Annotated in this window: 23 protein-coding genes; all 23 read right to left on the reverse strand. The window is 38.9% G+C overall.

Annotation, left to right across the window (positions count from 1 at the left end; all coding sequences use genetic code 11):
* Nucleotides 1-19: 19 nt before the first annotated feature.
* A complete protein-coding gene (locus Q5O24_09135) occupies nucleotides 20-1,249 on the reverse strand; it encodes a competence/damage-inducible protein A (protein WKY46547.1) in 1,230 nt (409 codons plus the stop codon).
* A gap of 38 nt (nucleotides 1,250-1,287) precedes the next feature.
* Nucleotides 1,288-1,827: a CDP-diacylglycerol--glycerol-3-phosphate 3-phosphatidyltransferase gene (gene pgsA, locus Q5O24_09140; protein WKY46548.1), complete on the reverse strand. Its 540-nt coding sequence runs from the start codon at nucleotides 1,825-1,827 to the stop codon at nucleotides 1,288-1,290.
* Between the two features lies 1 nt (nucleotide 1,828).
* On the reverse strand, nucleotides 1,829-3,157 hold the full coding sequence (rimO, locus tag Q5O24_09145) for a 30S ribosomal protein S12 methylthiotransferase RimO (protein WKY46549.1): 1,329 nt from the start codon (nucleotides 3,155-3,157) through the stop codon (nucleotides 1,829-1,831).
* Between the two features lie 2 nt (nucleotides 3,158-3,159).
* Nucleotides 3,160-5,580, reverse strand: a complete 2,421-nt coding sequence (locus Q5O24_09150; protein WKY46550.1) for a DNA translocase FtsK 4TM domain-containing protein — start codon at nucleotides 5,578-5,580, stop codon at nucleotides 3,160-3,162.
* 110 nt (nucleotides 5,581-5,690) lie between these two features.
* Entirely contained in the window at nucleotides 5,691-6,143 is a 453-nt protein-coding gene (gene dut / locus Q5O24_09155) for a dUTP diphosphatase (GenBank protein ID WKY46551.1), read from the reverse strand.
* An 8-nt stretch (nucleotides 6,144-6,151) separates the two neighbouring features.
* Nucleotides 6,152-8,233 (reverse strand): polyribonucleotide nucleotidyltransferase, encoded by a 2,082-nt coding sequence (locus Q5O24_09160; GenBank protein ID WKY46552.1) that lies wholly within the window; start codon nucleotides 8,231-8,233, stop codon nucleotides 6,152-6,154.
* A 78-nt stretch (nucleotides 8,234-8,311) separates the two neighbouring features.
* Nucleotides 8,312-8,578, reverse strand: a complete 267-nt coding sequence (rpsO, locus tag Q5O24_09165; GenBank protein WKY46553.1) for a 30S ribosomal protein S15 — start codon at nucleotides 8,576-8,578, stop codon at nucleotides 8,312-8,314.
* A 146-nt stretch (nucleotides 8,579-8,724) separates the two neighbouring features.
* Nucleotides 8,725-9,654: a bifunctional riboflavin kinase/FAD synthetase gene (locus Q5O24_09170; GenBank protein ID WKY46554.1), complete on the reverse strand. Its 930-nt coding sequence runs from the start codon at nucleotides 9,652-9,654 to the stop codon at nucleotides 8,725-8,727.
* A gap of 9 nt (nucleotides 9,655-9,663) precedes the next feature.
* Entirely contained in the window at nucleotides 9,664-10,566 is a 903-nt protein-coding gene (truB, locus tag Q5O24_09175) for a tRNA pseudouridine(55) synthase TruB (protein ID WKY49238.1), read from the reverse strand.
* Nucleotides 10,559-11,524, reverse strand: coding sequence for a bifunctional oligoribonuclease/PAP phosphatase NrnA (locus Q5O24_09180; GenBank protein ID WKY46555.1), 966 nt, complete (start codon nucleotides 11,522-11,524; stop codon nucleotides 10,559-10,561). Before Q5O24_09180 ends, truB begins: the two co-directional genes overlap by 8 nt.
* Nucleotides 11,505-11,888 (reverse strand): 30S ribosome-binding factor RbfA, encoded by a 384-nt coding sequence (gene rbfA, locus Q5O24_09185; protein ID WKY46556.1) that lies wholly within the window; start codon nucleotides 11,886-11,888, stop codon nucleotides 11,505-11,507. Before rbfA ends, Q5O24_09180 begins: the two co-directional genes overlap by 20 nt.
* Nucleotides 11,889-11,927: 39 nt before the next feature.
* Complete coding sequence (gene infB / locus Q5O24_09190) at nucleotides 11,928-14,234, reverse strand: translation initiation factor IF-2 (GenBank protein ID WKY46557.1); 2,307 nt, start codon at nucleotides 14,232-14,234, stop codon at nucleotides 11,928-11,930.
* Nucleotides 14,235-14,259: 25 nt separating this feature from the next.
* Entirely contained in the window at nucleotides 14,260-14,529 is a 270-nt protein-coding gene (locus Q5O24_09195; protein WKY46558.1) for a YlxR family protein, read from the reverse strand.
* A 56-nt stretch (nucleotides 14,530-14,585) separates the two neighbouring features.
* The gene (gene nusA, locus Q5O24_09200; GenBank protein WKY46559.1) at nucleotides 14,586-15,749 is read right to left on the reverse strand and encodes a transcription termination factor NusA; all 1,164 of its coding nucleotides are present in this window, start codon (nucleotides 15,747-15,749) and stop codon (nucleotides 14,586-14,588) included.
* Between the two features lie 2 nt (nucleotides 15,750-15,751).
* Nucleotides 15,752-16,255 carry a ribosome maturation factor RimP gene (gene rimP / locus Q5O24_09205; protein ID WKY46560.1) on the reverse strand — a complete coding sequence of 168 codons (504 nt, stop codon included), beginning with the start codon at nucleotides 16,253-16,255 and terminating at the stop codon, nucleotides 15,752-15,754.
* Between the two features lie 103 nt (nucleotides 16,256-16,358).
* The gene (frr, locus tag Q5O24_09210) at nucleotides 16,359-16,916 is read right to left on the reverse strand and encodes a ribosome recycling factor (protein ID WKY46561.1); all 558 of its coding nucleotides are present in this window, start codon (nucleotides 16,914-16,916) and stop codon (nucleotides 16,359-16,361) included.
* A gap of 2 nt (nucleotides 16,917-16,918) precedes the next feature.
* On the reverse strand, nucleotides 16,919-17,629 hold the full coding sequence (pyrH, locus tag Q5O24_09215; protein ID WKY46562.1) for a UMP kinase: 711 nt from the start codon (nucleotides 17,627-17,629) through the stop codon (nucleotides 16,919-16,921).
* A 95-nt stretch (nucleotides 17,630-17,724) separates the two neighbouring features.
* A complete protein-coding gene (tsf, locus tag Q5O24_09220; protein WKY49239.1) occupies nucleotides 17,725-18,372 on the reverse strand; it encodes a translation elongation factor Ts in 648 nt (215 codons plus the stop codon).
* Nucleotides 18,373-18,388: 16 nt separating this feature from the next.
* The gene (rpsB, locus tag Q5O24_09225; GenBank protein WKY46563.1) at nucleotides 18,389-19,162 is read right to left on the reverse strand and encodes a 30S ribosomal protein S2; all 774 of its coding nucleotides are present in this window, start codon (nucleotides 19,160-19,162) and stop codon (nucleotides 18,389-18,391) included.
* Nucleotides 19,163-19,306: 144 nt separating this feature from the next.
* On the reverse strand, nucleotides 19,307-20,701 hold the full coding sequence (hslU, locus tag Q5O24_09230; GenBank protein ID WKY46564.1) for an ATP-dependent protease ATPase subunit HslU: 1,395 nt from the start codon (nucleotides 20,699-20,701) through the stop codon (nucleotides 19,307-19,309).
* The gene (gene hslV / locus Q5O24_09235) at nucleotides 20,702-21,244 is read right to left on the reverse strand and encodes an ATP-dependent protease subunit HslV (GenBank protein WKY46565.1); all 543 of its coding nucleotides are present in this window, start codon (nucleotides 21,242-21,244) and stop codon (nucleotides 20,702-20,704) included.
* 39 nt (nucleotides 21,245-21,283) lie between these two features.
* Nucleotides 21,284-23,353 carry a type I DNA topoisomerase gene (gene topA / locus Q5O24_09240; GenBank protein WKY46566.1) on the reverse strand — a complete coding sequence of 690 codons (2,070 nt, stop codon included), beginning with the start codon at nucleotides 23,351-23,353 and terminating at the stop codon, nucleotides 21,284-21,286.
* 94 nt (nucleotides 23,354-23,447) lie between these two features.
* Nucleotides 23,448-24,530: a DNA-processing protein DprA gene (gene dprA, locus Q5O24_09245; protein ID WKY46567.1), complete on the reverse strand. Its 1,083-nt coding sequence runs from the start codon at nucleotides 24,528-24,530 to the stop codon at nucleotides 23,448-23,450.
* Nucleotides 24,531-24,639 lie beyond the last annotated feature (109 nt).

Here is a 24,639-nt window from a genome sequence, read left to right on the forward strand (position 1 = left end):
TCCTCTCTAGTAATGATTTCTAATCTATAGCTTTTCTAATCAGATTGAATGCTTTAATAGCAGTCTTGTCCTGAACAACTTGTCGCTCGCCTTTAAAATGCCAACGTGTAACCTCTAAATTATTTTTATAGAATACACCAATATAAACCAATCCAGCAGGTTTTTCTTCAGTCCCTCCGCCAGGACCAGCCACGCCAGTAACCGCAATACAACAGTCTGCCCCAGAAGTATACCTTAATCCCATACACATTTCACGGGCAGTTTCTTCGCTTACAGCTCCATATTTCTCAAGTGTATCCGGTGAAACATCAAGTAGTTTTATCTTTGCTTCATTTGAATATGTTACCAGACCCATTCCAAAGACTTCAGAAATTCCCGGATAGCGCGTTAACTGTGAAGCGATCAGACCACCGGAACAAGATTCTGCAGTTGCTACTGTAATCTTTTTTTCCAAAAGCATTCGGCACACTGCTTCGTTTAAAGATTCCTTGGTCAGAGAATAAATATGATTGCCAAAACGTTCGAACATTAAAGCTTCATATTGATCCAATAGGGCATTAATTTCTGTTTCATTACTACCATTGGCAGTAATCCTGACCTGTACTTCCCCCATCTTTGCGTATGTCGCAATTGTAGGATTCTTTTGCTTATCAATCAAATCTAAAAGTCGGTCTTCAGCCGCCGACTCTCCAATATCAGATAAGTTATAATAACGGGAAATCACCAGTTGTTTCTCATTCTTATCCAAAATCGGCAATACTGCTGACTGAAATAAATGAACCATTTCTCTTGGTGGTCCAGGAAGCATAAAAACTTGCCGGTCGTCCTGATTAATGTAAATTCCCGGTGCAGTACCCCAATCATTATGCAGTGCTGTTGCCCCCTCAGGTATCAGTGCCTGTTTAAAATTGTTTGATGTCATCGGATATTCGCGGTTTGCAAAATAAGACAGAATATCCTGTTTCACCTGTTTGTCTTCAATCAGTTGTCGCCCAAACAATTCAGCAATAATTTCCTTGGTCAAATCGTCCTGAGTTGGGCCAAGTCCGCCAGTTGTAATAATCAGGTCACTGCGATCAAAGGCTATCTTGACAGCTTCTTTTAACCTCTCGGGGTTGTCTCCCACAGTGGTATGATAATACACCCTAATCCCCAGTAACGAGAGTTCCCGGGAAAGAAACTGAACATTGGTATTTAGCGTGTCTCCAACAAGTAGTTCAGTTCCTACTGAAATTAATTCACATCTCATACTTTTCCCTTCCACATCAAATATTTTAGACAGAATTATTACATGGTTTTAAATACTTTTCTATTAATAACCAGATAATCAATTCCAGAAATCAAAGTTAGAATCGTCGCGATCACCATCATAATAGATCCCATCGGAATATTCCACATTGAAAATGGCCAATTATTGATTAAAATAATTACAATCGCAATCATCTGAGAAATTGTTTTAGCTTTTCCCCATTTACTGGCAGCAATAACTATTCCATCTGATGCCGCAAGGGTTCTTAGGCCTGTTATCGCAAATTCTCTGGCAATTATAATAATAACCATCCATGCTGGAACCGAACCCAACTGAACAAAACAGATCAAGGCCGAGCAAACCAAAAGTTTATCGGCTAGCGGATCCATAAACTTACCAAAATCTGTAACCAGATTTCGACTTCTAGCCAGATAACCGTCTAGACTGTCGGTTAAAGCTGCAATCACAAATAATGCAGCGGCTATGGGCTGATGGTAAGGAAATTGAATCAGTAAGGCTGCGATAAAAAATGGAATCATCACAATTCTCACAACTGTAATCTTATTAGGTAAATTCATTTTAAACCTCCCCTATTAAATCATACTCCAGACTGTTAATTATCTTAACGGGTATTATATGCCCCCGAACAAGTTTTGCTTTAGGTTTTTCAATAATCACCTGCCCGTCAATTTCCGGTGCAAATCCGTAGAAACGTCCATAAAAAATTTCTTCTTCCTGCTCTTCAATCAATACATCAAGGATTTTACCAACGAAACGTTCTTTTGTCTTTTTTGAAATAAGCTGCTGGGTCCTCATTATTTCGTGATATCGTTCTTCCTTGACTGCATCATCTATCTGATCCGAGAATAAGGCGGCTGGTGTCCCTTCCTCACAGGAATATTTAAAAACCCCTAGATGGTCAAATTCAAAATTTTTAATATTCTTTAGCAATTCCTCATGCTGTACGTTTGTCTCACCGGGAAAACCGGTGATTAGGGTGGTCCTCAGAACTGCATCAGGGAGTATCGATTTAATTTTTTTAACAACCATCGCTATCATATCTGTAGTCATTTTACGTCCCATTCTTTTTAGCACCTCAGTCTGAGTATGCTGAAGGGGAATATCAAAATACTGACATATACTAGGGTTATTTTTAATCACCTGAAGCAATTCATCAGTCACACCTTCCGGGTACAGGTAAAGCATTCGAATCCACTTAAAATGAAAGGAATCCGAAATTGCATTAAGTAGTAGTGGTAACGACATTTCATCAGCTAGATCCTTGCCGTATGGCGCTATATCCTGGCCAATAAGGATGATCTCCTTTATTCCGTTTTTTTCAAGATAGCTTAACTCCTCAAAAATTTCTTTTAATGCCCGACTCCGATATTTACCGCGGATCGCCGGAATAGCACAATAAGTACAACCATGATCACAGCCCTCACTGATTCTTATATAGGCTGTAGTTGCTCCTTCAGGCAAGACGCGTTCTATATTCACTGCATAATTATGTTCTATATCCTCAAAATAAGATTTTTTTGTTGCTTTTTCTTCAATAATTTCGAGAATTTTATCAAAATGTCCAACCCCTAAAAAACCGTCGATTTCTGGAATTTCATCTGCCAGTTCCTGATGATAACGCTGAGCCATACAACCAGCTACAATCAGCGTTTCACAGTTTCCTTCTTCTTTAAGTTTAACATATTCCAGTATATAATCAATGGATTCTTCTTTAGCTTCCTGAATAAAACAACAGGTATTGACAATAATAACCTGTGCCGCTTGCGGACTCTCCACAAGTTCTCGTTGTCCTTGTTTTAGAAGCCCGGCCATCAATTCTGAATCAATGGTATTTTTATCACACCCTAAAGTCGTGATATGTATTTTAATTGCTGGTACGTCTTTCAAAACTACCCCCTTCGATAATCTGCCTCGTCAACCAAAATCTGACGGGGTTTACTACCGTTCGGACCGGATATCAGTCCACGTTCTTCCAATTCATCGATGATTCGACCAGCTCGGGCATAGCCGACCTGGAGTTTTCTTTGTATCATCGAAGTCGATATCTGATTATATTCAAAAGCAATGTTCATTGCGTCTTCAGTTAACACATCCCCAGATTTTTGAGCCTTTTTCTCTTCTACTTGCTCCACCTCCAGCGCTTCTTCGATCGATTCATCATATTGGGTATCCAACTGCTTGACGGCTTCTATAATCCGATTTATTTCACCATCCGATACATAAGTACACTGCACACGAGTCGGCTTCGATTGACCCACGGGAAAGTAGAGCATATCTCCTTTTCCTAAAAGTTTTTCTGCCCCGCCAGTATCCAGAATCGTTCTGGAATCAGTATTGGAAGCCACCGCAAAAGCGATTCTTGAAGGAATATTAGCTTTAATAAGCCCCGTGATTACATCCACTGATGGACGTTGAGTGGCAATAATCAGATGAATACCACAGGCTCTTGCCAGCTGAGCTATTCGACAGATGGCATTTTCACACTCTTTGGGTGAGGTAATCATCAAATCTGCCAACTCATCAATGACAATGACAATTCGCGGCAGTTTTTCTCCGCCTTCAATCCGGGCATTATAACCTTCAATATCCCGTACACCTGCTTCTTTAAATAAAGAATAACGGTCTGTCATTTCTTTAAGTCCCCAATTCAGAGCATGAGCTGCCTTCTTGGGATCTGTCACCACAGGAATCAAAAGATGTGGAATTGCGTTATACTGATTGAGTTCAACCATTTTGGGATCAACCATTATAAACCGCAATTCTTCCGGGGATGATTTATACAAAAGACTTATAATAATACTGTTAATGCAGACGCTTTTACCCGACCCTGTTGCTCCAGCGATTAAAACATGGGGCATTTTTCCAATATCACCTATCACACCTTCACCTGAAAGTGTTTTACCGAGTGCAAAAGTCAATGGACTTTTGGCATTCTGAAAGGCTGGAGATTCGATAATTTCGCGAATACCAACCACTTCTGAAACATCATTGGGCACTTCAATTCCCACCGCGGCTTTACCAGGTATTGGTGCCTCTATTCGAATATCTGAGGTTGCCAGAGCCAGTGCAAGGTCATTTGATAAATTAACAAATTTATTAACTTTTACTCCTGCATCCAAAGCCAGTTCAAACCGAGTGATACTCGGGCCTACATTCACTTCGATAATTTTAGCTTTCACTCCAAAGTTATCAAGTGTATTTTCAATCGTCTTCGCTTTTTTTAAAACATCATTTTTTTTTGTCTTTTTTTTTGATGTTGGTGGATTCAGTAAATCCAATTCGGGAAAATGATATGAATCTTTGCCTTCTACCGCTTTGAATAATTCTGTCGGATTTGAAGCTTCCCGCCCCTTTAACTCAATCGGTTCAAAGGCCGTTGATATTTGGCTGCCGCTTTTGCTTTTTTCTTCATCTTCAAAACCAAAAGGGTCTTTTGACTTCGCCTTTTTTGAATCTTTTTTCACTGGTTCGAACAACTTTTTATGTGACTTTTCCTCTGCTTGTTCATACTCAAGTGACTTCGATTCAAATTGCGACGCGGATTCAATCATTTCTTCATTAATTGGATCAAACAGATGGGTTACATCTCCATAATCATTGACGGGTGGAATGAAAGTCGTTTCAGAAGTTCTGTTTTTTGTAGCTTTTGCTTCATTTTTAATTCTTTGTTGTTCTCTTTTCTCTGCGATTTTACCTTCAGCCATTTCACCAAAGGTTGGGCCATTTTTACGCCACTCTTGAAATTTCTGCAGATACTTTTTCAGCACTTCCTTGAAGATCACCAATAACACCAGAATTGATACGACGCTTACTAAAAGAATCGTCCCCTGTTTTGCCAATAGCAAAATCAAAAGCCTGGCTATAAGAATCCCGATTATTCCCCCATATTGCCCGTATTGGGCAAGACTAAAAAGCTGAACAACCGTATAATCAGTCAAATTGGGTGTATTGATGGTAAAAAGAATCATAAAATTGACAAGCAAAATAATTGATAAAAGAAAAGTTGACTTCCAAAATTCAAGCTTATGAAGTGTCAGGACTATACCTAACAAAACTAAATAGGCACAGACAATTAAGGTTGCCACTCCAAACAGGTATGATAATACAAAACTTATTCCATCTCCCAGCACACCAGCGTTAAAACTAATAAAGGAGTAGGCGCCCAGTAGACCAGCTACTATAAGACAAATCCCTAATAGCAGTTCCTTGCCCTTTAAATTTTTCTCTGACACTTTACTTTTAGTATTTTTTTTAGAAGCCTGCTTTTTTCTTCCAGTATTTTTTGCTGTTGATTTTTTTTCAGTTGCCATTAGTTTCTCCTCTTACTGCTTAAGTATTTACCCATCAGCAGAGTCATTAATTATAAAAAGTGCAGTTACCTGCACCCTTTTTTGAGGTGTGGATTGATTTGCACCTCTACTTATGATTGACCTGTATGCCCAAATCCACCTGAACCACGAAGTGTCTCTGTCATTTCTTCTTTATTATCAACGACGAAAAATTCGCCTTTTAGATATGTCGCATAAACAATCTGTGCAACCCGTTCACCAGCCTGCAGATGATATGGTTTATCTAAAAGGTTGATCATCGGTATCTTAATCTCTCCCCGGTAATCAGAATCAATCGTTCCAATGCCGTTAACCAGAGAAATACCATGATTAACTGCCAGTCCACTTCTTGCCCGTATCTGTGCTTCAATTCCGTAAGGCAGTTCAATATAAAGGCCTGTGGGAATCGTATAGACTTTCTTAGGAAGCATAAACAGGGGTTCTGTTATATTCGCTCTAACGTCCATCCCTGCCGAACCACTAGTTTTGTATTCCGGCAAGGGATACTTAGACTCATTGTAAACTTTTATAACACAGGTTTTCATGATTGCACCTACTTATTTTTGGGTAATACCGCTTTTCTTGACAAATTAATTCGTCCCTGATTGTCAATTTCGACAATTTTAACTGTAACTTCATCACCAATATTTACAACATCTTCAACTTTTTCAACCCGTTCATGAGCCAGCTTAGAGATATGAATTAATCCATCCTTGTCACCCGGTAAAGAGACAAAGGCACCAAAATTCATAATTCTAACAACTTTTCCGGTTAGGACTTCGCCAATTTCCAGTTCTCTGACGATGTTTTCAATAATTTCTTTAGCCCGATTTGCTGATTCTGTATCAGTTGAAGCAATGAATACCTGTCCATCGTCTTCGATATCAATTTTTACACCGGTTTCATCAATAATTTTATTGATTACTTTTCCGCCTGATCCAATTACATCTCTAATTTTTTCTGGTTTTATCTGCATTTTGATAATTCTTGGAGCATAAGGTGATATTTCCTGACGCGGCTCAGAAATCTCTTCATTCATAATCCCAAGAATGTGCAATCGTCCAACCCTTGCCTGTTCTAAGGCTTCAGTTAAAATAGCTTTGTTTATCCCATGAATTTTAATATCCATTTGAATAGCAGTAATTCCTTTTTCTGTTCCAGCCACTTTAAAGTCCATGTCGCCAAGGAAGTCTTCCATCCCCTGAATATCAGAAAGAATTGCAACATGCTCATCTTCTTTTATCAATCCCATTGCAATCCCAGCTACCGGTGCTTTTAAAGGAACACCTGCTGCAAGCAATGATAAAGAACTTCCACAAACAGATGCCTGCGAAGTAGAACCATTAGAGCTTAATACCTCCGAAACAACACGAATTGCATATGGGAAATCTTCCTCTGAAGGAAGCATTGGTAAAAGTGCACGTTCTGCTAAGGCACCATGACCAATTTCGCGGCGTCCAGGACCTCTTGACGGTCTGGCTTCTCCCACACTGTAAGCAGGGAAATTATAGTGGTGCATATAACGTTTAGACTCTTCATTAGATAAGCCATCAAGAATCTGAACATCACCCAGCACACCTAAAGTTACCACTGATAAAACCTGAGTTTCACCTCGTGTAAAAAGACCTGAACCATGGGGGCGCGATAAATAATCAACCTTCGCAGTAATCGGACGAATTTCATGCATTTGCCGATTATCCGGACGAATTCGGTCAATTAATATCAGTCGTCTGATTTCTTTTTTAACTAAAGAATTTAATACTTCATCAATATCGCCACCCTGTTCAGGATAGATCTCAATAAAATGTTCTTTTATTTCAGCTTTTTGAATGTCAATGTTTTCCAGACGTTCCAGCTTATCAGCGGTATTTACTGCAACTTTAATCCGCTCTCCAGCAAAAGTTTCAATCTCGGCTTTAAGTTCTTCTGTTGGCAGGTAGAGGGTATATTCTTTTTTTTCTACTCCAACAGCCTCAATGATTTCTTCCTGAAAAGCGACAATTTTTTTGATTTCTTCATGGGCCGTCAGGATCGCTTCAAGCATTACATCTTCAGGTATCTCCTCAGCGCCTGCTTCCACCATCATAATTGCATCTTTTGTCCCGGATACAACAAGGCTCAGTTCACTTATATTCCGTTGTTCTTCATCCGGGTTAATGATAAACTGACCATCAATGTACCCCACTGCCACTGCTCCTGTAGGACCATTAAATGGAATGTCGGATATACTTAGCGCAATTGATGAACCAATCATTGCCGCAATTTCAGGCGCATTATTCTGATCAACCGACATAACAGTTGCCACTACCTGAACATCATTTCTAAATCCTTTTGGAAATAAAGGTCTTATTGGTCGGTCAATTAATCGGGAATTTAAAATTGCTCTTTCTGTTGGACGCCCCTCTCTTTTTATAAAACCTCCAGGGATTTTACCAACAGAATATTGTTTTTCTTCATAATCCACGCTTAGCGGAAAAAAATCCATCCCTTCTCGGGGTTTTTTTGAGGCGGACGCAACCGCCAAAATTTCTGTTTCACCATATCGGATCATTGCCGAACCTTTTGCAAGTTGTGCAACTTCACCAATTTCCACTTTAAACGATCGACCTGCAATTTCTGTTTCAAATACGTTCATGGGCATCTCACTTTCTATAAGACTTTTTTATCTACACCAAATATTCTAAAAAAAAGAGGCGGAATACTCCGCCTTCTTTTATTTTCTTAAGTTTAGTTCTTTAATTAGTTCACGATATTTGAAAATATCTTTATCTTTCAAGTATGCCAATAATCTTCTACGCTGTCCAACTAATTTAAGCAAACCTCGATTTGAATGATGATCCTTTTTATGGGTTTTTAAATGACCATTCAAATCATTAATACGTGCGGTAAGTAGAGCAATCTGCACTTCTGTGGAACCGCAATCTCCTTCTTTAATCTGAAACTTCTTGATGATTTCTGCTTTTTGTTCTTTTGTAATCATTTTTTATCTCCTGTTCTTTATTTTAATGACCGTAAACCGCGTAATTTGTTGGAGTTTCAAAAAACCCAGTAAACGGCTACTAACTTAATTATTTTAGCATACTTAAAAACTTTAGTAAATGAAAATCTCTCAGTTACCTGATTTTTTTAAGATAAAGTTATGACATGTGTCTTTTTTCGGAATCGTTTATTAATTAAGTCAATATCTGACTTGATCTGTAAAATGAGATCTTCAATATTTTCAAATTTAATCTCATTACGAATTTTTTCAATAAATTCTATTTGAATCTCCTGACCATAAATTTCTTCTTCAAAATCAAAAATATATGTTTCTATACTAAAAGGGTGTTTTTCAAAGGTTGGATTAAAGCCTAAATTGGTTAAACCATCATAAGTCCGTCCCTTAACCATCACATGTGTATAATAAACACCCGTGCTTGGTAAAATTCTCTTTTTATCAAGCTTGAGGTTAGCTGTAGGTATTCCATACTGATGACCAAGACCTTTGCCTCTGATCACCTCGCCGGAAAGCTGATAACATCTGCCCAGATAAGGTTTCACTTCCTCAACCTGACCGCAGCTGATAAGCTCTCTGATAAAGGTAGAACTAACCGGGTGTTTTTCAACAATACAGGGTGCTACAATATCCACCGAAAAATCATAAATCCGGCCCAGCTCTTTTAAAGTATTAGTTGTTCCAGCTGCCTTATATCCAAAATTATAATTATAGCCAACTACCAGGCCTTTAATATTATAACGCTTTAAGAGATAATCTGTAATAAATTTTTCTGGTGTCAATTGCATTAATCGTTCATTAAAGGAGTTTAAAAAAACATAATCAATCCCTGCTTCAGTTATGATTTTGCGTTTTTCTTCATTATCAGTAATTAACCACGGTGTATAATTCGGAAATATCAACTCCAGTGGATGTTCTGAGAATGTCATCACGCCTGTCTTGTATTGGTTTTTCTGTCCGATTCTGATTGCCTCCTGAAGCAAGGCAAGATGTCCCAGATGAACCCCATCAAAAAAACCTAAAGCCAAAATGATTGGTTCCCCCTGATATTCAATGTTCATAATTCACCCTCACAATAATTTTAGTGGTTTTATATAGGATTCTTCCGCCGTCATAATAACTTGTCCAATTCCAGTAAAATCATTTTTTATATATAATCGAATCAGTTCATTTTCATCAAAAGCATCAAATGACTCTTGAATATTTCTGGCTATTAATTTGTTGCCGTTTGCCAGAAACCTTTCACCCTGTTCGGTAGCTGTAACCTTTTTAAAGTGTTCCATCCCAAACTCCATTGACTGTAAAGACAGTTGTTCATGTTCCATTTTTTCCTGAACTTCAGAAAGCGTTAAAGCGTCATTAAGGCTGAATTCCCCAACTTTTTTACGTAACAGACTTCCCATAACTGCCACAGTTGACAGTGAACGTCCAATATCTCGGCATAATGACCTGATATACGTCCCCTTTGAGCAATGAACTTCAATCACAGCACACTGTTTTTTTTCGTCAAAATTTTTAGTCTTAATCTCTTTAATCAAAACTGTTCGTTCAGGAATTTCTACTGGAATCCCTGCCCTGGCATACTCATACAACTTACGGCCATTGACTTTAATAGCCGAATATATTGGAGGTTTTTGACGAATATTTCCGATAAATTGCTGTACGACCGATTGTAACTGAGCTTCTGTTACCCGAGATTGACTGGTTTTTATAATTTGACCCGACAGATCGCAGGAATCAGTTTCAGTGCCAAAGATAATCTCAGCCTCATAAATTTTATCAAGACCAGTAATATATTCAACTAGTTTTGTAGCTTTGCCGACACATAAAACAAGAACTCCTTCAGCTTCCGGATCCAGAGTTCCTGTATGTCCAATTTTTTTTGTACCCAGAATTTTTCTTGCTTTATACACCACGTCATGTGATGTCATTCCTTTTTCTTTGTATACATTCAAATAGCCATTATTATACATCTTTATCACACTGTGACTGATACATGACCATCAATTCCTGTTTAATGTTCTGAATATCGCCATTATAGTTAAAACCTGCTGCCCGTTCGTGTCCGCCGCCTCCATATTTCACTGCTATTTCATGAATATCATAAGGATATCTGGCCCGCAGCGAAACTCGGTACTCCCCAGGCTTCACCTCTTTTAAAAGGGCGGTCATCGCAACGCCAATGGTATTTTGACCAATATTGGCAATATCATCACTGATGTTAATAAGACCACCGTAACGACTAATGGTATTATAATCTAACAACATAAAGGCGATGGGCAGACCATCAAGAATTTCCAGCGACTTGATCGCCGCACCTGTCATCTTCATCTGATCAATATTCTTCTCATGGTGAAGTATTTTTGAAAGTGCTGAATAATTATCTTTGAGCTCATAAAGATAGCTTAAAATCAAATGTGTTTCTGAGGTAACATTCGAAAACTGAAAACTACCTGTATCCGTAGAAATCCCGGTAAATGTAGCATCTGCCATCTCTTCGTCAAAATTCGCGTCAAGCGCTTTAACAACCCGGAAAACAAGTTCCGCTGTCGCACCAGTTATTTCCAGAAAATTCAGATCTCCGTAACCAAGATTACTTTTATGATGATCAATGACCAATAGCGTCTTGTAAGTTGGCATTAACTCAGGAAGATAGCAATATGCCATCGTCGAACAATCAAGGATGAGCACCACGTCGTAATGATCATCCAGTTTTTCGTTAAAAAACTTCACCTCATCGAAAAATTGAAGTTTTTCCTCGACTGGTGTTTCTATATAATAATCAACCTCTTTGCCTAAGCTTTTAAGTCCTTTTCCCATGGTAATCGCTGAACCAATTGCATCACCATCGGGTTTCTGATGGAGAAGTATCAGAAAACGATGATTTTCATTGAGGCAAAGAAGAACATCTTCAGGAATTCTCTTCATCATTTCCCTGGATCTCCTTCTTTTTTTTGATGTCATTCAAAATGGATTCGATATGCATACCATATTCCACAGAATTATCCATCACAAAGGTTAGCGCCGGTACTGAATGCAATTTAATTGTATGGCCCAGATTAGAACGTAAAAAGCTACTGGCATGATTAAGCACTTCCAGTACATTTTCCTTTTCTTCCTCATCTCCCAAAATACTCACATATACGGTCGCTGTTTTTAAATCAGGGGTCGCCTTCACCTGGGTAATGCTCACATTTTTATCGCGAATTCGAGAATCCTTGATTTTCTGGAGAACAAGCAGGCTTAACTCCCGCTGAATTTGTCCGTTGATTCTTTCTATACGATGTGATCCCATTTTTTTCTCCTAAATCGGTCGCATTTATTAATAATATGATTACGACCGCTCAATTTTTTCCATTCTGAATGCTTCTATTACATCTCCGACTTTCAGATCATTGTATTTTTCAATTCCGATTCCACATTCATAACCAGTGTTAACTTCTTTAACATCGTCTTTGAATCGTCTTAGAGAAGCCAGATGTCCTTCAAAAATAACTATACCATCACGGATGATTCGTACTTCATCATGACGGGTCATTTTCCCATCTGTTACATATGATCCAGCTATAACCGCACCAGTTGGGATTTTGAAAGTCTCGCGAACTTCAGCATTTCCAACAACTTTTTCAACGAATTCAGGTTCGAGCATTCCTTCCATAGCTTTTTTAATGTCTTCGACAGCATCGTAAATAACTCTGTAAAGTCTGACATCTACTTCTTCAGTTTCCGCCAATTTCGTTGCATTTTTATCCGGTCTGACATTGAATCCGATGACAATTGCGTTTGAAGTTGCCGCCAGCATAACATCTGTCTCATTAACAGCACCAACAGCGCCATGAATAACATTGATACGAACTGATTCATTGTCAAGTTTTTCCAATGACTGTTTAATCGCTTCAATTGATCCTTGTACATCAGCTTTAATGATAATATTTACATCCTGAATGTTACCATCCTGAATTTGTGTAAACAGATCGTCCAGAGAAACATTAGAACGGCGTTGTCGTTCACCTTTTTGCTGTTCTTTTCTCTGTTCTGCAAGCTGTCGAGCTTCTTTTTCATTTTCCAGAACAATAAAATCATCCCCAGCTTCGGGAATTTCTGATAAACCGGAAATTTCTACCGGAGTAGATGGCCCCGCCTTTTTTACGCGTTTTCCTTTATCATCGATCATCGTTCTTACCTTACCACAGGTTGTTCCAGAAATTATGGAATCCCCCACATGAAGAGTTCCTTCCTGAACCAAAAGTGTTGCAACTGGACCTTTTCCGCGTTTAACCTGAGCTTCTATAACCGTTCCGCGAGCTTCTCTTGAAGGATCAGCTTTCAGTTCTTCCATTTCAGCAACCAGCAGAATCATTTCCAGTAATGTATCAATGTTCTCACCTGTTTTAGCTGAAACCGGTACTGCGATGGTTGAACCACCCCACTCTTCGACCACCAGCTGATGTTCTGTCAGCTCCTGTTTAACACGATCCGGATTGGCACCTGGTTTATCAATTTTGTTGATGGCAACAATAATTGGTACACCAGCTGCTTTCGCATGATTTATTGCTTCGATTGTCTGAGGCATAACCCCATCATCTGCTGCAACTACAAGAATTGCAATATCAGTAATTTGTGCTCCTCGTGAACGCATTGCAGTAAAGGCTTCATGCCCCGGTGTATCGATAAAAGCAATGTTTTCATGATTAATGCTTACTGTATATGCACCAATATGTTGAGTAATTCCACCGGCCTCATTGGAGATCACGTTTGTTTTTCGAATTCGATCCAATAAAGAAGTTTTACCATGATCAACATGACCCATGACTGTTACAACTGGAGGTCTTTTAACAGCATTTTCACTTTCTTCTTCATCATATTCTTCAAGAATTTTTGAAACCACATCCTCAACTTTAATGGCTTCAACTTCTTTCCCTAGCTCTGCGGCAACTAGTGATGCTGTTTCAAAATCTATTTCCTGATTTATTGTAGCCATGGTTCCGGCCATCATCAGAATTTTTATAATCTCAGTTGCACCTACATCCAGCGTATCTGCCAATTCTCCGACTGTCAAAACTTCCTGAATTTCATAAACCAGATTTTCTTGAGCAGACTTCTTTTTCTCATCCTTCATTCGCTTGTAAACGCTACGAGAAGTTTTTTCCTTTTTACTGTGGTCTCTCATTTTTGGAGGATTTTGAGGAGCAGTGGGTTTTTTATTTCCATTCTTTTTCCGAGCTTGTTCGGCAGGGACTGCCTTTTTAGGACTCTGCTTCTCTTCCGTATGATTGGATTTGTCTGTCTTAGGCGGTCTTTTAGAATCAGTTTTTGATTCCTGATTATCAGGTTTTCCTTTGGGTCGGCTTTCTCGATTTTGCTGTTTGGAAACCTCCCCCTTTCGATTTTTCTTGCTTTTATAATCGTCCGTCTCTTCCGGTTCCAATTCTCTTTTCAGTTCGCCGCTTTTCTCTTTCTGAGCTTTTTGTTCCTCATATTTTTTCATATCGAACTTGCTCTCAAATTCTTCGACCTGACGGTCTGTTAAAGCGCTCATGTGATTTTTTACAGGAATATTATACTCATTTAAAATAACTACGAATTCTTTGCTGGCAATATTATGTTTTTTAGCTAAATCGTATACTCTTAATTTTGACATATTATTCCTCCCTTCATTTAATTTATCATTTCATCGTTTTTTCTGAAATCTGCTGTCGAACTTCATCGACAACATCTTTCTCAACCTTCCGTTTAAATGTGCGTTCCAAGTAATTCTTATTTAAAAATTGTTCCTGGCATGCCGGCGACTGACAAATATAAGCACCCCGGCCATTTGCTTTTCCGGTAGGATCGTAGAAGATTCTTCCAGACTTATCCGCAACAATTCTCATTAAATCCCGCTTATCAAACTTTTGTTGGCAAATAACACAGGTTCGTTGAGGAATTTTTTTCATTTTCCGCCTCTTTAGTCAATTATTTATTATACCATAGCAAACCACTAAGATCCATCTTAGAGATTCTCCAGGTCATCCTTTAGTTCCATCAGAATATCTTCAGTAAAAAGTTCGTCCAGCGGATCTTCTTCCTCAGTGAAGTCGCTTAAGACATCCTCTAAAACGCTATCTTCTGCTATTGCCGATTCATCAAAGTTAGACTGACTTTTAATGTCAATTTTCCAGCTTGTCAGTTTTGCTGCCAGTCGCACATTTTGACCTTCTTTTCCGATTGCCAATGAAAGCTGGTAATCATCAACAATCGCAATTGCCGTTTTATCATCCTTATTGGGAATAATCCTCATGACTTTTGCAGGACTCAATGAATTAGTAAGGTACTCCTCAATATCATCACTATACTTAATGACATCAATTTTTTCACCGTTAAGTTCATTAATAATATTCTGAACTCGCATTCCTTTTTGGCCTACACAAGCTCCGACCGGATCGATCTCCTCACTATTGGCTTTTACAGCAATTTTTGTTCGTGAACCGGCTTCTCGTGAGATAGAAACAATATCTACGAGTCCTTCGAAAATCTCTGGCACCTCGGATTCAAATAGGCGTTTAACTAGGCCAGGATGAGTTCTGGAGACATTCACCTGAGTTCCTTTTGTCGTTTTCTTAACTGCAAGGACATAAACTTTAAGCCGTTGATTCATGAAATATTCTTCACCTGAAGCCTGTTCTGATGGAAGCATAGCGGCTTCAAGTTTACCAATATCAACATAAACGATACCTTTATCGATTCGCTTGACAATACCCGTTAAAACTTCATCCTGCTTTTCCAGGAAAGTATTAAAGATAATATTTCGTTCTGCTTCTTTGATTCGCTGAATTATTAGCTGCTTGGCATTCTGTGCTGCAATTCTTCCAAAATCTTTTGGTCGCACTTCTTTTCTGTAGAAATCTCCCAACTCATATGATGGATCCTGCTCTCTAGCTTTATCAAGCGAAATTTCATACTGATCACTTTCCGGAATCTCAACAATTTCAAGCATTGCAAAAACCTGTATATCTCCATCTATTCGATTGATCTTAATGTCTACATTCTGGGCATTACCATAATGCTTTTTATATGCAGTCGAAATTGCCGCTTCGATAGCTTGAATCAGCTCTTCCTTATCAATAGATTTTTCTTCCTGGATAACATCGAGAGCTGTTAAAAACTCCGCATTCATTCTTATACACCTTCCTTATTCTGTTTCTGTTGCGGACTGAAATCAATTTCATCCACTCTATTGGCTTTTGATATTTTTTCGATTTCCAGATTTATCAATTCACCATCATCCAACAAGATCGTGATTGTATCTGGCTGATATTTCTTTAAAAGTCCACTCATTTCTTTTTTTCCATTGATCGGTGCAAAGAGATTCACAGAAATTCTTTTATCTATATTACTGAGATAATGTTTTTCCTTCTTGATCGTACGATCAAGCCCAGGAGATGAAACTTCCAGAAAATATGACTGTTCAATAGGATCTTTTTCATCCAGAAAATCACTGACAATTCTGCTGACTGTTTCGCAATCATTTAAAGAGATCAACTGTTCTGCATCAATATATAATACGAGTACCCAATCCTTCCCTTTTTTCTCAAAAGTCAGATCATAAAGCTGATATCCTGCTTCTGTCACAATCGGTTCTAAAAGCTCTTCCAAATATTCTTCTTTGGATTGTTTTTTCATTTTTACTCCAATTTCAATCACACTTCTTTATTTATAAAACACTTAAGAGTGGGTCACCCCACTCTTAGTGAAATTCTATTTACATCAATACAAAACAAACAGACTAAACTTCTAAAATTTCCGCTTCCTTATCCTTAAGAATCTGATCGACATTTTTAATTTCGTCATCAGTAATCTTCTGGATCTCTTTTTCACCCTGTTTCAGATCATCTTCCGTTACCAGACCTTCTTTTTGTCCATCCTTCATTTCCTGAATGGCATGTCGTCTGATATTTCGAATGGCTACCTTGCATTCCTCGCCATATTTTTTAACCAGTTTAACCAGTTCTTTACGACGTTCTTCAGTTAACTGAGGAATCAACAATCGGATCAATTTACCATCGTTAGATGGGTTGAAGCCAAGATCTGCTTTCAAGATGCCTTTTTCAATAGCAGGAATTGCTGTTGCATCATAAGGCTGCACTGCAATCATTCGCGGTTCTGGGGTACTGATATTGGCTAATTGATTAAGTGGTGTCTCGGCTCCGTAATAATCAACAGTCACTTTATCAAGCATTCGAGGATTTGCCCGTCCAGCCCGAAGACCTGCTAATCCCTCATGCAGATTATTGAGGGCTTTCTCCATCTTCTCATTTGCTTTCATTTCGATTTCTTTAACCATCTCTATGCCTCCTTAATAATTGTTCCAATTTGTTCGCCCATAATGGCGCGTAAAATATTTTTGGGTTCATCAAGTCCAAACACAAGAATCGGTATATGATTATCCATACAAAGTGATGTCGCTGTGGAATCCATTACCTTTAAGCCTTTATTCAGCACGTCGATATAGGTTAATTCTGAATATCGTTTGGCATCAGGGTTAAGCAATGGGTCCGAATCATAAACAGCATCAATGCTTTTAGCCAGCAGGATAATTTCTGCATCGATTTCTGCTGCACGCAAAGCTGCAGTCGTATCCGTTGTAAAGAAGGGATTCCCGGTTCCAGAAGCAAAAATAACGATCCGTCTTTTTTCAAGATGCCTCACGGCTTTTCGTCGGATATAGGGTTCAGCGATCTGCTTCATTTCGATAGCTGTCTGCACCCGGACAGGAACACCAATCTCCTCCAGTACATCCTGAAGGCCCAAAGCATTAATAACCGTCGCCAGCATCCCCATATAATCAGCGGTAGACTTATCCATACCTTCACCGCTGCGGCCACGCCAGAAGTTTCCACCCCCAACAACAATTGCGATTTCGACACCTAAATCAAAAACTTCTTTGATTTGCTTGCAAATTCTTTCTACCGTAGGGGTATCAATGCCATGATTCAATCCGCCTGCAAGGGCTTCACCACTAAGTTTAATGATAACACGTTTGTATTTCGGTTCCATAAAATCTCCCCCTTTCCTAATATAATATTATATCTTAATCAATGATGTTTTACAACGCTTTAAAAAAAGAACACTTTAGTGTTCTTTTCAAAGAATTATGCATTCATCTGTTTTGCAACTTCTTCAGCAAAGTTTTCCTCTTTTTTCTCGAGGCCTTCACCCATTTCGAATCGTGCAAATCGTCGAATTTTAATGTTTTCGCCGATTGTCATAATCTGTTCTTTAACCAGTTCTTCGATCGTTAAGTCAGGATTTTTTACAAATGGTTGTTCCATCAGACAGATTTCTTTGTAATACTTGCTGATTCGGCCTTCAACCATTTTGTCTACAATTTTTTCCGGCTTTCCTTCATTTAATGCCTGGTTACGAAGAATTTCCTTTTCTTTATCCAGTGCATCGGTAGGAACTTCTTCTTTAGTAACGTAAAGCGGATTGCTGGCTGCAATGTGCATAGCAACGTCTTTTACAAAATTCATAAAACCTTCGTTTTTAGCAACAAAGTCAGTTTCACAGTTTACTTCAACCAGAACACCGATTTTTCCGCCCATATGGATATAGGATTCAACAACACCTTCAGCAGCCAGTCGACCAGACTTTTTACTTGTTGCAGCTAGTCCTTTTTCTCGTAAAAAAGCGATTGCTTTTTCAATATCACCGTCAGTTTCAACTAATGCCTTTTTACAGTCCAGCATTCCTGAACCGGTTTTTTCTCGTAATTCTTTTACTAATTTAGCGTCCACGATAATCCTCCAAAGTTTATTATTCTACATCCATATCATCGCCAGCTTCAACTGCATCTGCAGCTTCAGAAGACGCTTCAGCTTCAATCGCTTCAGCAATTTCAGCCTGTTCACCCTGTCGACCTTCAATGATAGCATCAGCCATTACTGACAGAATCAGTGCAACAGCACGAATAGCATCATCATTTCCAGGAATAATATAATCAAGTTCGTCTGGATCACAGTTTGTATCAACAATCCCAATAATTGGAATACCTAATTTTTTAGCTTCTGCAATAGCAATTCGCTCTTTTTTAGAATCGATAACGAAAATCGCGCCTGGCATACCCTTCATGTCTTTGATTCCACCCAGGAATTTCTGCAGACGATCACGTTGTCTTTTTAAACGAATAACTTCTTTTTTAGGTAAAAGATCAAAGGTACCATCTTCCTCCATTGCTTCCAGTTCATGTAGTTTTTCAGTTCGTTTGCTGATTGTTTCAAAGTTAGTTAAAGTACCACCTAACCAACGGTGATTTACACAAAAACTGCCAGATCTTTTAGCTTCTTTTTCAATACTTGTCTGCGCCTGCTTTTTTGTTCCAACAAAAAGAATATCTTCTCCGTTAGCAGCAAGATCTTTAACAAATTCAAAAGCTTTTTCAATTCTCTTTACTGTCTGCTGTAAATCAATGATATAAATACCATTTCTCTCAGTAAAGATGTATGGTGCCATTTTAGGATTCCATCTTCTTGTCTGGTGTCCAAAATGCACCCCCGCTTCCAATAACTGTTTCATAGAAACACATGCCATATTACTATTCCTCCTTGGTTTTAACCTCCACCTTCGTCATTAAAAATCTGGCAAACCGTTTCCGGCACCTCCAGCTTTTCAGAAGATGTGTGTAATACATACCCATGAACTATAACACAGGCGTAAAATTATTTCAAGTTTTTTTTACAATAAATAACGATCGTAGTTTTTTCTGGTATCCGAAAGTTTAAACTGATTATTCACATAGTCTACATCAATGATAAAATCTTCCTGTTCATAGTCAGAAGCATAAAATGAAATTTCTTCAAGCAGTTTCTCTAAAACAGTATGAAGCCTTCTGGCCCCAATATTTTCTTCTTCTTCATTTTTAAGATATGCAATCCGTGCTATGGCTTCAAGAGTGCCTTCGCCAAAAATCAAATTGACATCTTCTGTTTTTAGCAGTGCCTGATATTGCTTTATCACTGAATTATCTGTGCTCTCTAAAATCTGGACAAAATCAGATTCTGATAAACTATCCAGTGAAACACTGACTGGAAAACGCCCCTGCAATTCTGGAATCATGTCTTCAATTTTTGCTACATGGAAAGCTCCGGCTCCAACGAATAGGATGTAATCAGTCTGAATTGGACCATACTTAGTGTTCACTGTACACCCTTCAACTATTGGTAAAATATCACGCTGAACACCTTCTCGTGAAACATCAGGTCCGTGTGAAGAACCATTGCCAACAATTTTGTCAATTTCATCGATAAAAATAATGCCATTCTGCTCAGCTTCTCGGATTCCCCGTTCCTTTACCACTTCCATATCAATCAGTTTTTGTGCTTCCTGATTGATTAGAATTTTACGGGCATCTTTAATCGGCAATTTTTTCTTAGTTTTTTTAGAAGGAAAAAAGTCACCTAAAATTTCGTTCATATTGATAAACATATCGTCAGCACCCATCCCTGGCATTACACCAATTGCTTTGGCACTGTCCTCATCAACCTCGATCTCAATGATATTTTCTTCCAGCTTTCCGTCGAGAAGATCTTTCCGAAAAGCCTCGCGTTTTTCTTTACGAGTCATTTCCTTTTGTGGGTCTTCGATCACTTCCGTTTCCGGCTGATTGGGTTTTAAAAAGGCGTCAAAAGGAGACTTGACCGCGTCTTTTACTTTTTTACGAGGGACCAGCGCATCGAGGATTAACTCATCGACATTGCCGGCAGCTTCTTCGTAAACCTCTTTCATCTTTTCCTGCTGGACATTTCTAATTGATGTTGTCACTAAATCCCGAACCATGGATTCCACGTCCCGGCCCACATAGCCAACCTCAGTGAATTTCGTCGCTTCCACTTTAATAAAAGGCGCATTTACCAGTTTAGCCATTCTTCTGGCGATTTCAGTTTTTCCAACTCCTGTCGGTCCCATAAGAATAATATTCTTGGGGGTAAACTCATCTTTAAATTCTTCAGAGAGGAGACTTCTTCGATAACGGTTTCTAAGTGCAATTGCCACCGCTTTTTTCGCGTTATCCTGACCAATAATGTATCGGTTTAATTCAGTTACAATTTTTTTAGGGGTTAATTCTTTCATTTACTCTCCTTCCTGAATTTCTTCTACTGTGATATGCCCATTTGTAAAAACACAAATGCCTGCAGCTATCTGCAGAGATTTTTCTACTATTTCTTTGGCTGACAAGTCCGAATTCTCTTTTAATGCTCGTGCAGCTGCCAGAGCATAATTGCCGCCTGAACCAATCGCGGCAATATCATCATCAGGCTCAATCACTTCGCCGTTTCCCGATAAGACTAAAGTCTGCTCTCTATCCATCACAATCAGCATCGCTTCCAGTTTTCTAAGAATTTTATCAGATCGCCAATCCTTTGCCAGCTCGATGGAAGCCCGCTTAAGATTCCCGTTATAGGCTTCAATCTTTTGTTCGAATTTATCAATCAAAGAAAATGCATCAGCCACTGACCCGGCAAATCCAGCTAATATCTGATCTTTATATAGTTTTCTGATCTTAACCGCATTGTTTTTCATAATGACCGAATTTCCGGCAGTTACCTGTCCGTCACCGGCAATGGCTACCTGCCCCTTGTGTCTGACTCCAATAATCGTCGTTGCATGAAACATCTTTTAATCTCGCTTTCTAAAATTTATCGTCTATCTCCATTATGCTTCATTGGGCTTAATAAAACCGCAATCTTTTTTGTCACAATAAATCGTTTTTCGTTTACCTAAGCCCTTCTGAAACATGGTCGAGCCACATTGCGGACATTTTTCAGGGACTGGCATATCCCAGTTCATATAGTCGCAGTCTGGATAATTACTACAGGAATAAAAAGTTCTACCGGTTTTTGAAGTCCGCTTAACCAGATCACCTCCACATTTCGAACAAACACCACCGGTTTTTTCATAATAAGGTTTTGTATTCTTGCACTCAGGAAAACCTGGACAGGCAAGAAAGCGCCCATACCGACCTTTCTTAATTACCATCCGGCGACCGCAAAGTTCACAGTCAACATCTGATTCCGGGTCCATAATAGTGACCGATTCGGCTTTTTCAGTCGCTGTACTCAAAGATTTTTCAAAACCGGTGTAAAAATCACGAAGCACTTCCACCCAATTGACTTCTCCATCAGCCACCTTATCCAGCCGGTCTTCCATTTCAGCCGTAAAGGAAATATTAACGACATCACTAAAATATTCTTTCATCATTTCAGTCACCGTAACACCCAACTCTGTTGGTTTAAAGTGTTTATCCTCTACCACTACATAATCACGATTTTTGATAGTAGAAATTGTTGGTGCATAAGTACTTGGCCGTCCAATCCCCTTTTCTTCCAGAATCTTAACCAGCGAAGCCTCTGTATAACGGGCTGGCGGCTTGGTAAATTTCTGTTCTGTCAAAGTTTTTATACGCACCAGCTCATCACCCACAGCTAGTTCCGGTAAAGTTGAATCCTCTGTCTTCCCAGATGCTTTTAATACTCTGGTAAAACCATCAAATTTCTGTATTTCGCCTTTTGTCTTAAATAAAAGATTTTGGGCCGTAATATCAACACTGGTAACATAATATTCAGCAGGCGACATCTGACTGGCGATCAATCGTTCCCATATTAGTTTATATAAGCGATGCTGATCAGATTCCAGTGAACCTTTTGCCTCTTCTGGCGTTAAATCAATCAATGAAGGCCTAATCGCTTCATGAGCGTCCTGGACGTTCTTCTTTTTTCCTGCTTCATGATTCCCGCCCAGGTACTCTTTACCGTATTTCTGTTCGATGAAACTGGCGCTGTCACGAACGGCCTCCTCAGCAATACGTGTAGAATCCGTTCTTAAATAGGTAATCAACCCGGTCAGTCCGCGCCCCTTAATATCAATCCCTTCATAAAGCTGCTGCGCAACCCGCATAGTCCGCTGTGTGGAATATCCCAAAATCTTGTAGGCTTCCTGCTGCAGGGTACTCGTTGTAAATGGCAAGGGCGGCTTTTGTTTTCTGGTTCTTTTACTAACCTTTGCGACTTGGATACTGCTTTCTTCAACTATTTTAGATAGCCGAATTGCTTCCTCTTCATTTGCAATCGTCTTCTTTTTCCCGTCCTCAGAATGAAATTTAGCTAAAAACTGAAGCGGATCATCGTTTTTCTTTAGCGTCAAATCAAGATTCCAGTACTCTTCCGGTATAAAAGCCTCAATTTCCTGTTCTCGATCTACAATAATTCGAGTCACAACAGATTGAACACGTCCGCCACTGAGCCCCTTTTTTACTTTTTTCCATAGAAAAGGACTCAAAGAATAACCAACCAGACGATCAAGAATCCGCCTGGCCTGCTGAGAGTTGACCAAATCGATATCGATACTCCGTTTGTTTTCAATCGCTGCATTCACTGCCCGTTTAGTAATCTCATGGAACTCAATCCGACACTGTTTCTTTAAGTCAATTTCTAAAAAATTGGCCATATGCCATGATATTGCTTCACCTTCGCGATCAGGGTCAGTTGCAAGATATATTTCATCTGCTTTATTTGCCGCTTTTTTGAGCTTTTTTAGAAGCTCCCCTTTCCCCCGGATTTTTATGTATTCCGGTTGAAAATCATTTTCTATATCTATGGCCAGACGACTTTTAGGCAAATCAATCACATGCCCCATTGTCGCTTCCACTTCAAAGCCTTTTGGAAGGTATTTTTTTATTGTCTTTGCTTTTGCCGGTGATTCAACGATCACCAAATTCTTACCCATAAAGTCCTCCTTGCTAAACTCCGTAAACAGGCACATTATAGCAAAACAATACATTAAATACAATCCGGGGATTACGAGTTTAAGAAAAAATCTCCTACATCAGGGTAATTTTCCCATGTCTAATTCCGATAATTTCTTCAAGTTCCATCATTGTCAGATGCTGATTTACCTGAAAAACTTCCAGACCGCTCGCCTTTGTCAACTCATCTACGGTATCATATCCTCTACTTATCAATTCCGCCATTTCTCTGTATTCAGGTTCAATATTAATAATTACTTTTTTAGCAGACTCTATTTCAGGTTTTATAATAAAATCTTCCAGGACATCTTGCGGTTCCGTAACCAGCTTTGCCCCTTCTTTTAATAAGGCGTTACCGCCTGACCAACGCGGATTACTTATTTCACCTGGAATTACATAAATATTCTTTCCCTGATCAAGTGCATGGTTTACTGTTATCATAGAGCCACTTTTCAAACCAGCTTCTACTAGCAGAACACCATTCGTCAATCCACTTATTAATCTATTTCGCAAGGGGAAATGATAAGCCAGAGGTTTTTCGCCTATATTAAATTCAGAGATCAAAAGACCTTTCTCGGCAATTTTTAAATATAGCTTTTCATTGAAATCAGGATAGCAGAGATCTACTCCGGTCCCTAACACAGCTACAGTTTTACCTGGTTCTTCAAGCGCACCCCAATGGGCCGATCCATCAACGCCCTCAGCCAGTCCACTAATCACCGGGATTCCCATAGAAGCTATCGATTTTGAAAATGCTTTTGCATACCGAAGTGCTGAAGTCGAAGCATTTCTTGACCCAACTACAGCTATTGCAGGCTCCTTATTCAGCAAATCTAAATCACCTATTAAAAAAAGACTAATTGGAGGGTTATAAATTTCTTTTAATCTTGAAGGAAATCTTTCATCTTCCAAACAGATGTATTCAATTCCTTCTTTTTGCATCCTTTCTAAATCAGTGTTAACTGCTGAGAGGGAAGTCGTCTTTTTAAAGTTTTCAAGCTGTTTTTTGTTCCTAAAACCTGCCGCTTTTATAAATTCTTTCTCATCCGCTAAAAAAGCCGATTTAGGATTCTTATAATAATTGAGGATTTTGTTTTTCTGTAGATTAGAAATTCCCTTTAGTTGTGTCAGCCATAACCAGTACTCTATCTCTTTCATCATCAACCTCGAGCTTTATTTATTATAAGTCTATTTTATACGAAATTAGCAAAATTGACCACATCCCATTTCATTCAGCTAATGCTTTTAAAAACTTTACTTTATAAAA

This window comes from Eubacteriaceae bacterium ES3, assembly GCA_030586155.1.
Classification (GTDB): domain Bacteria; phylum Bacillota; class Clostridia; order Eubacteriales; family Eubacteriaceae; genus Acetobacterium.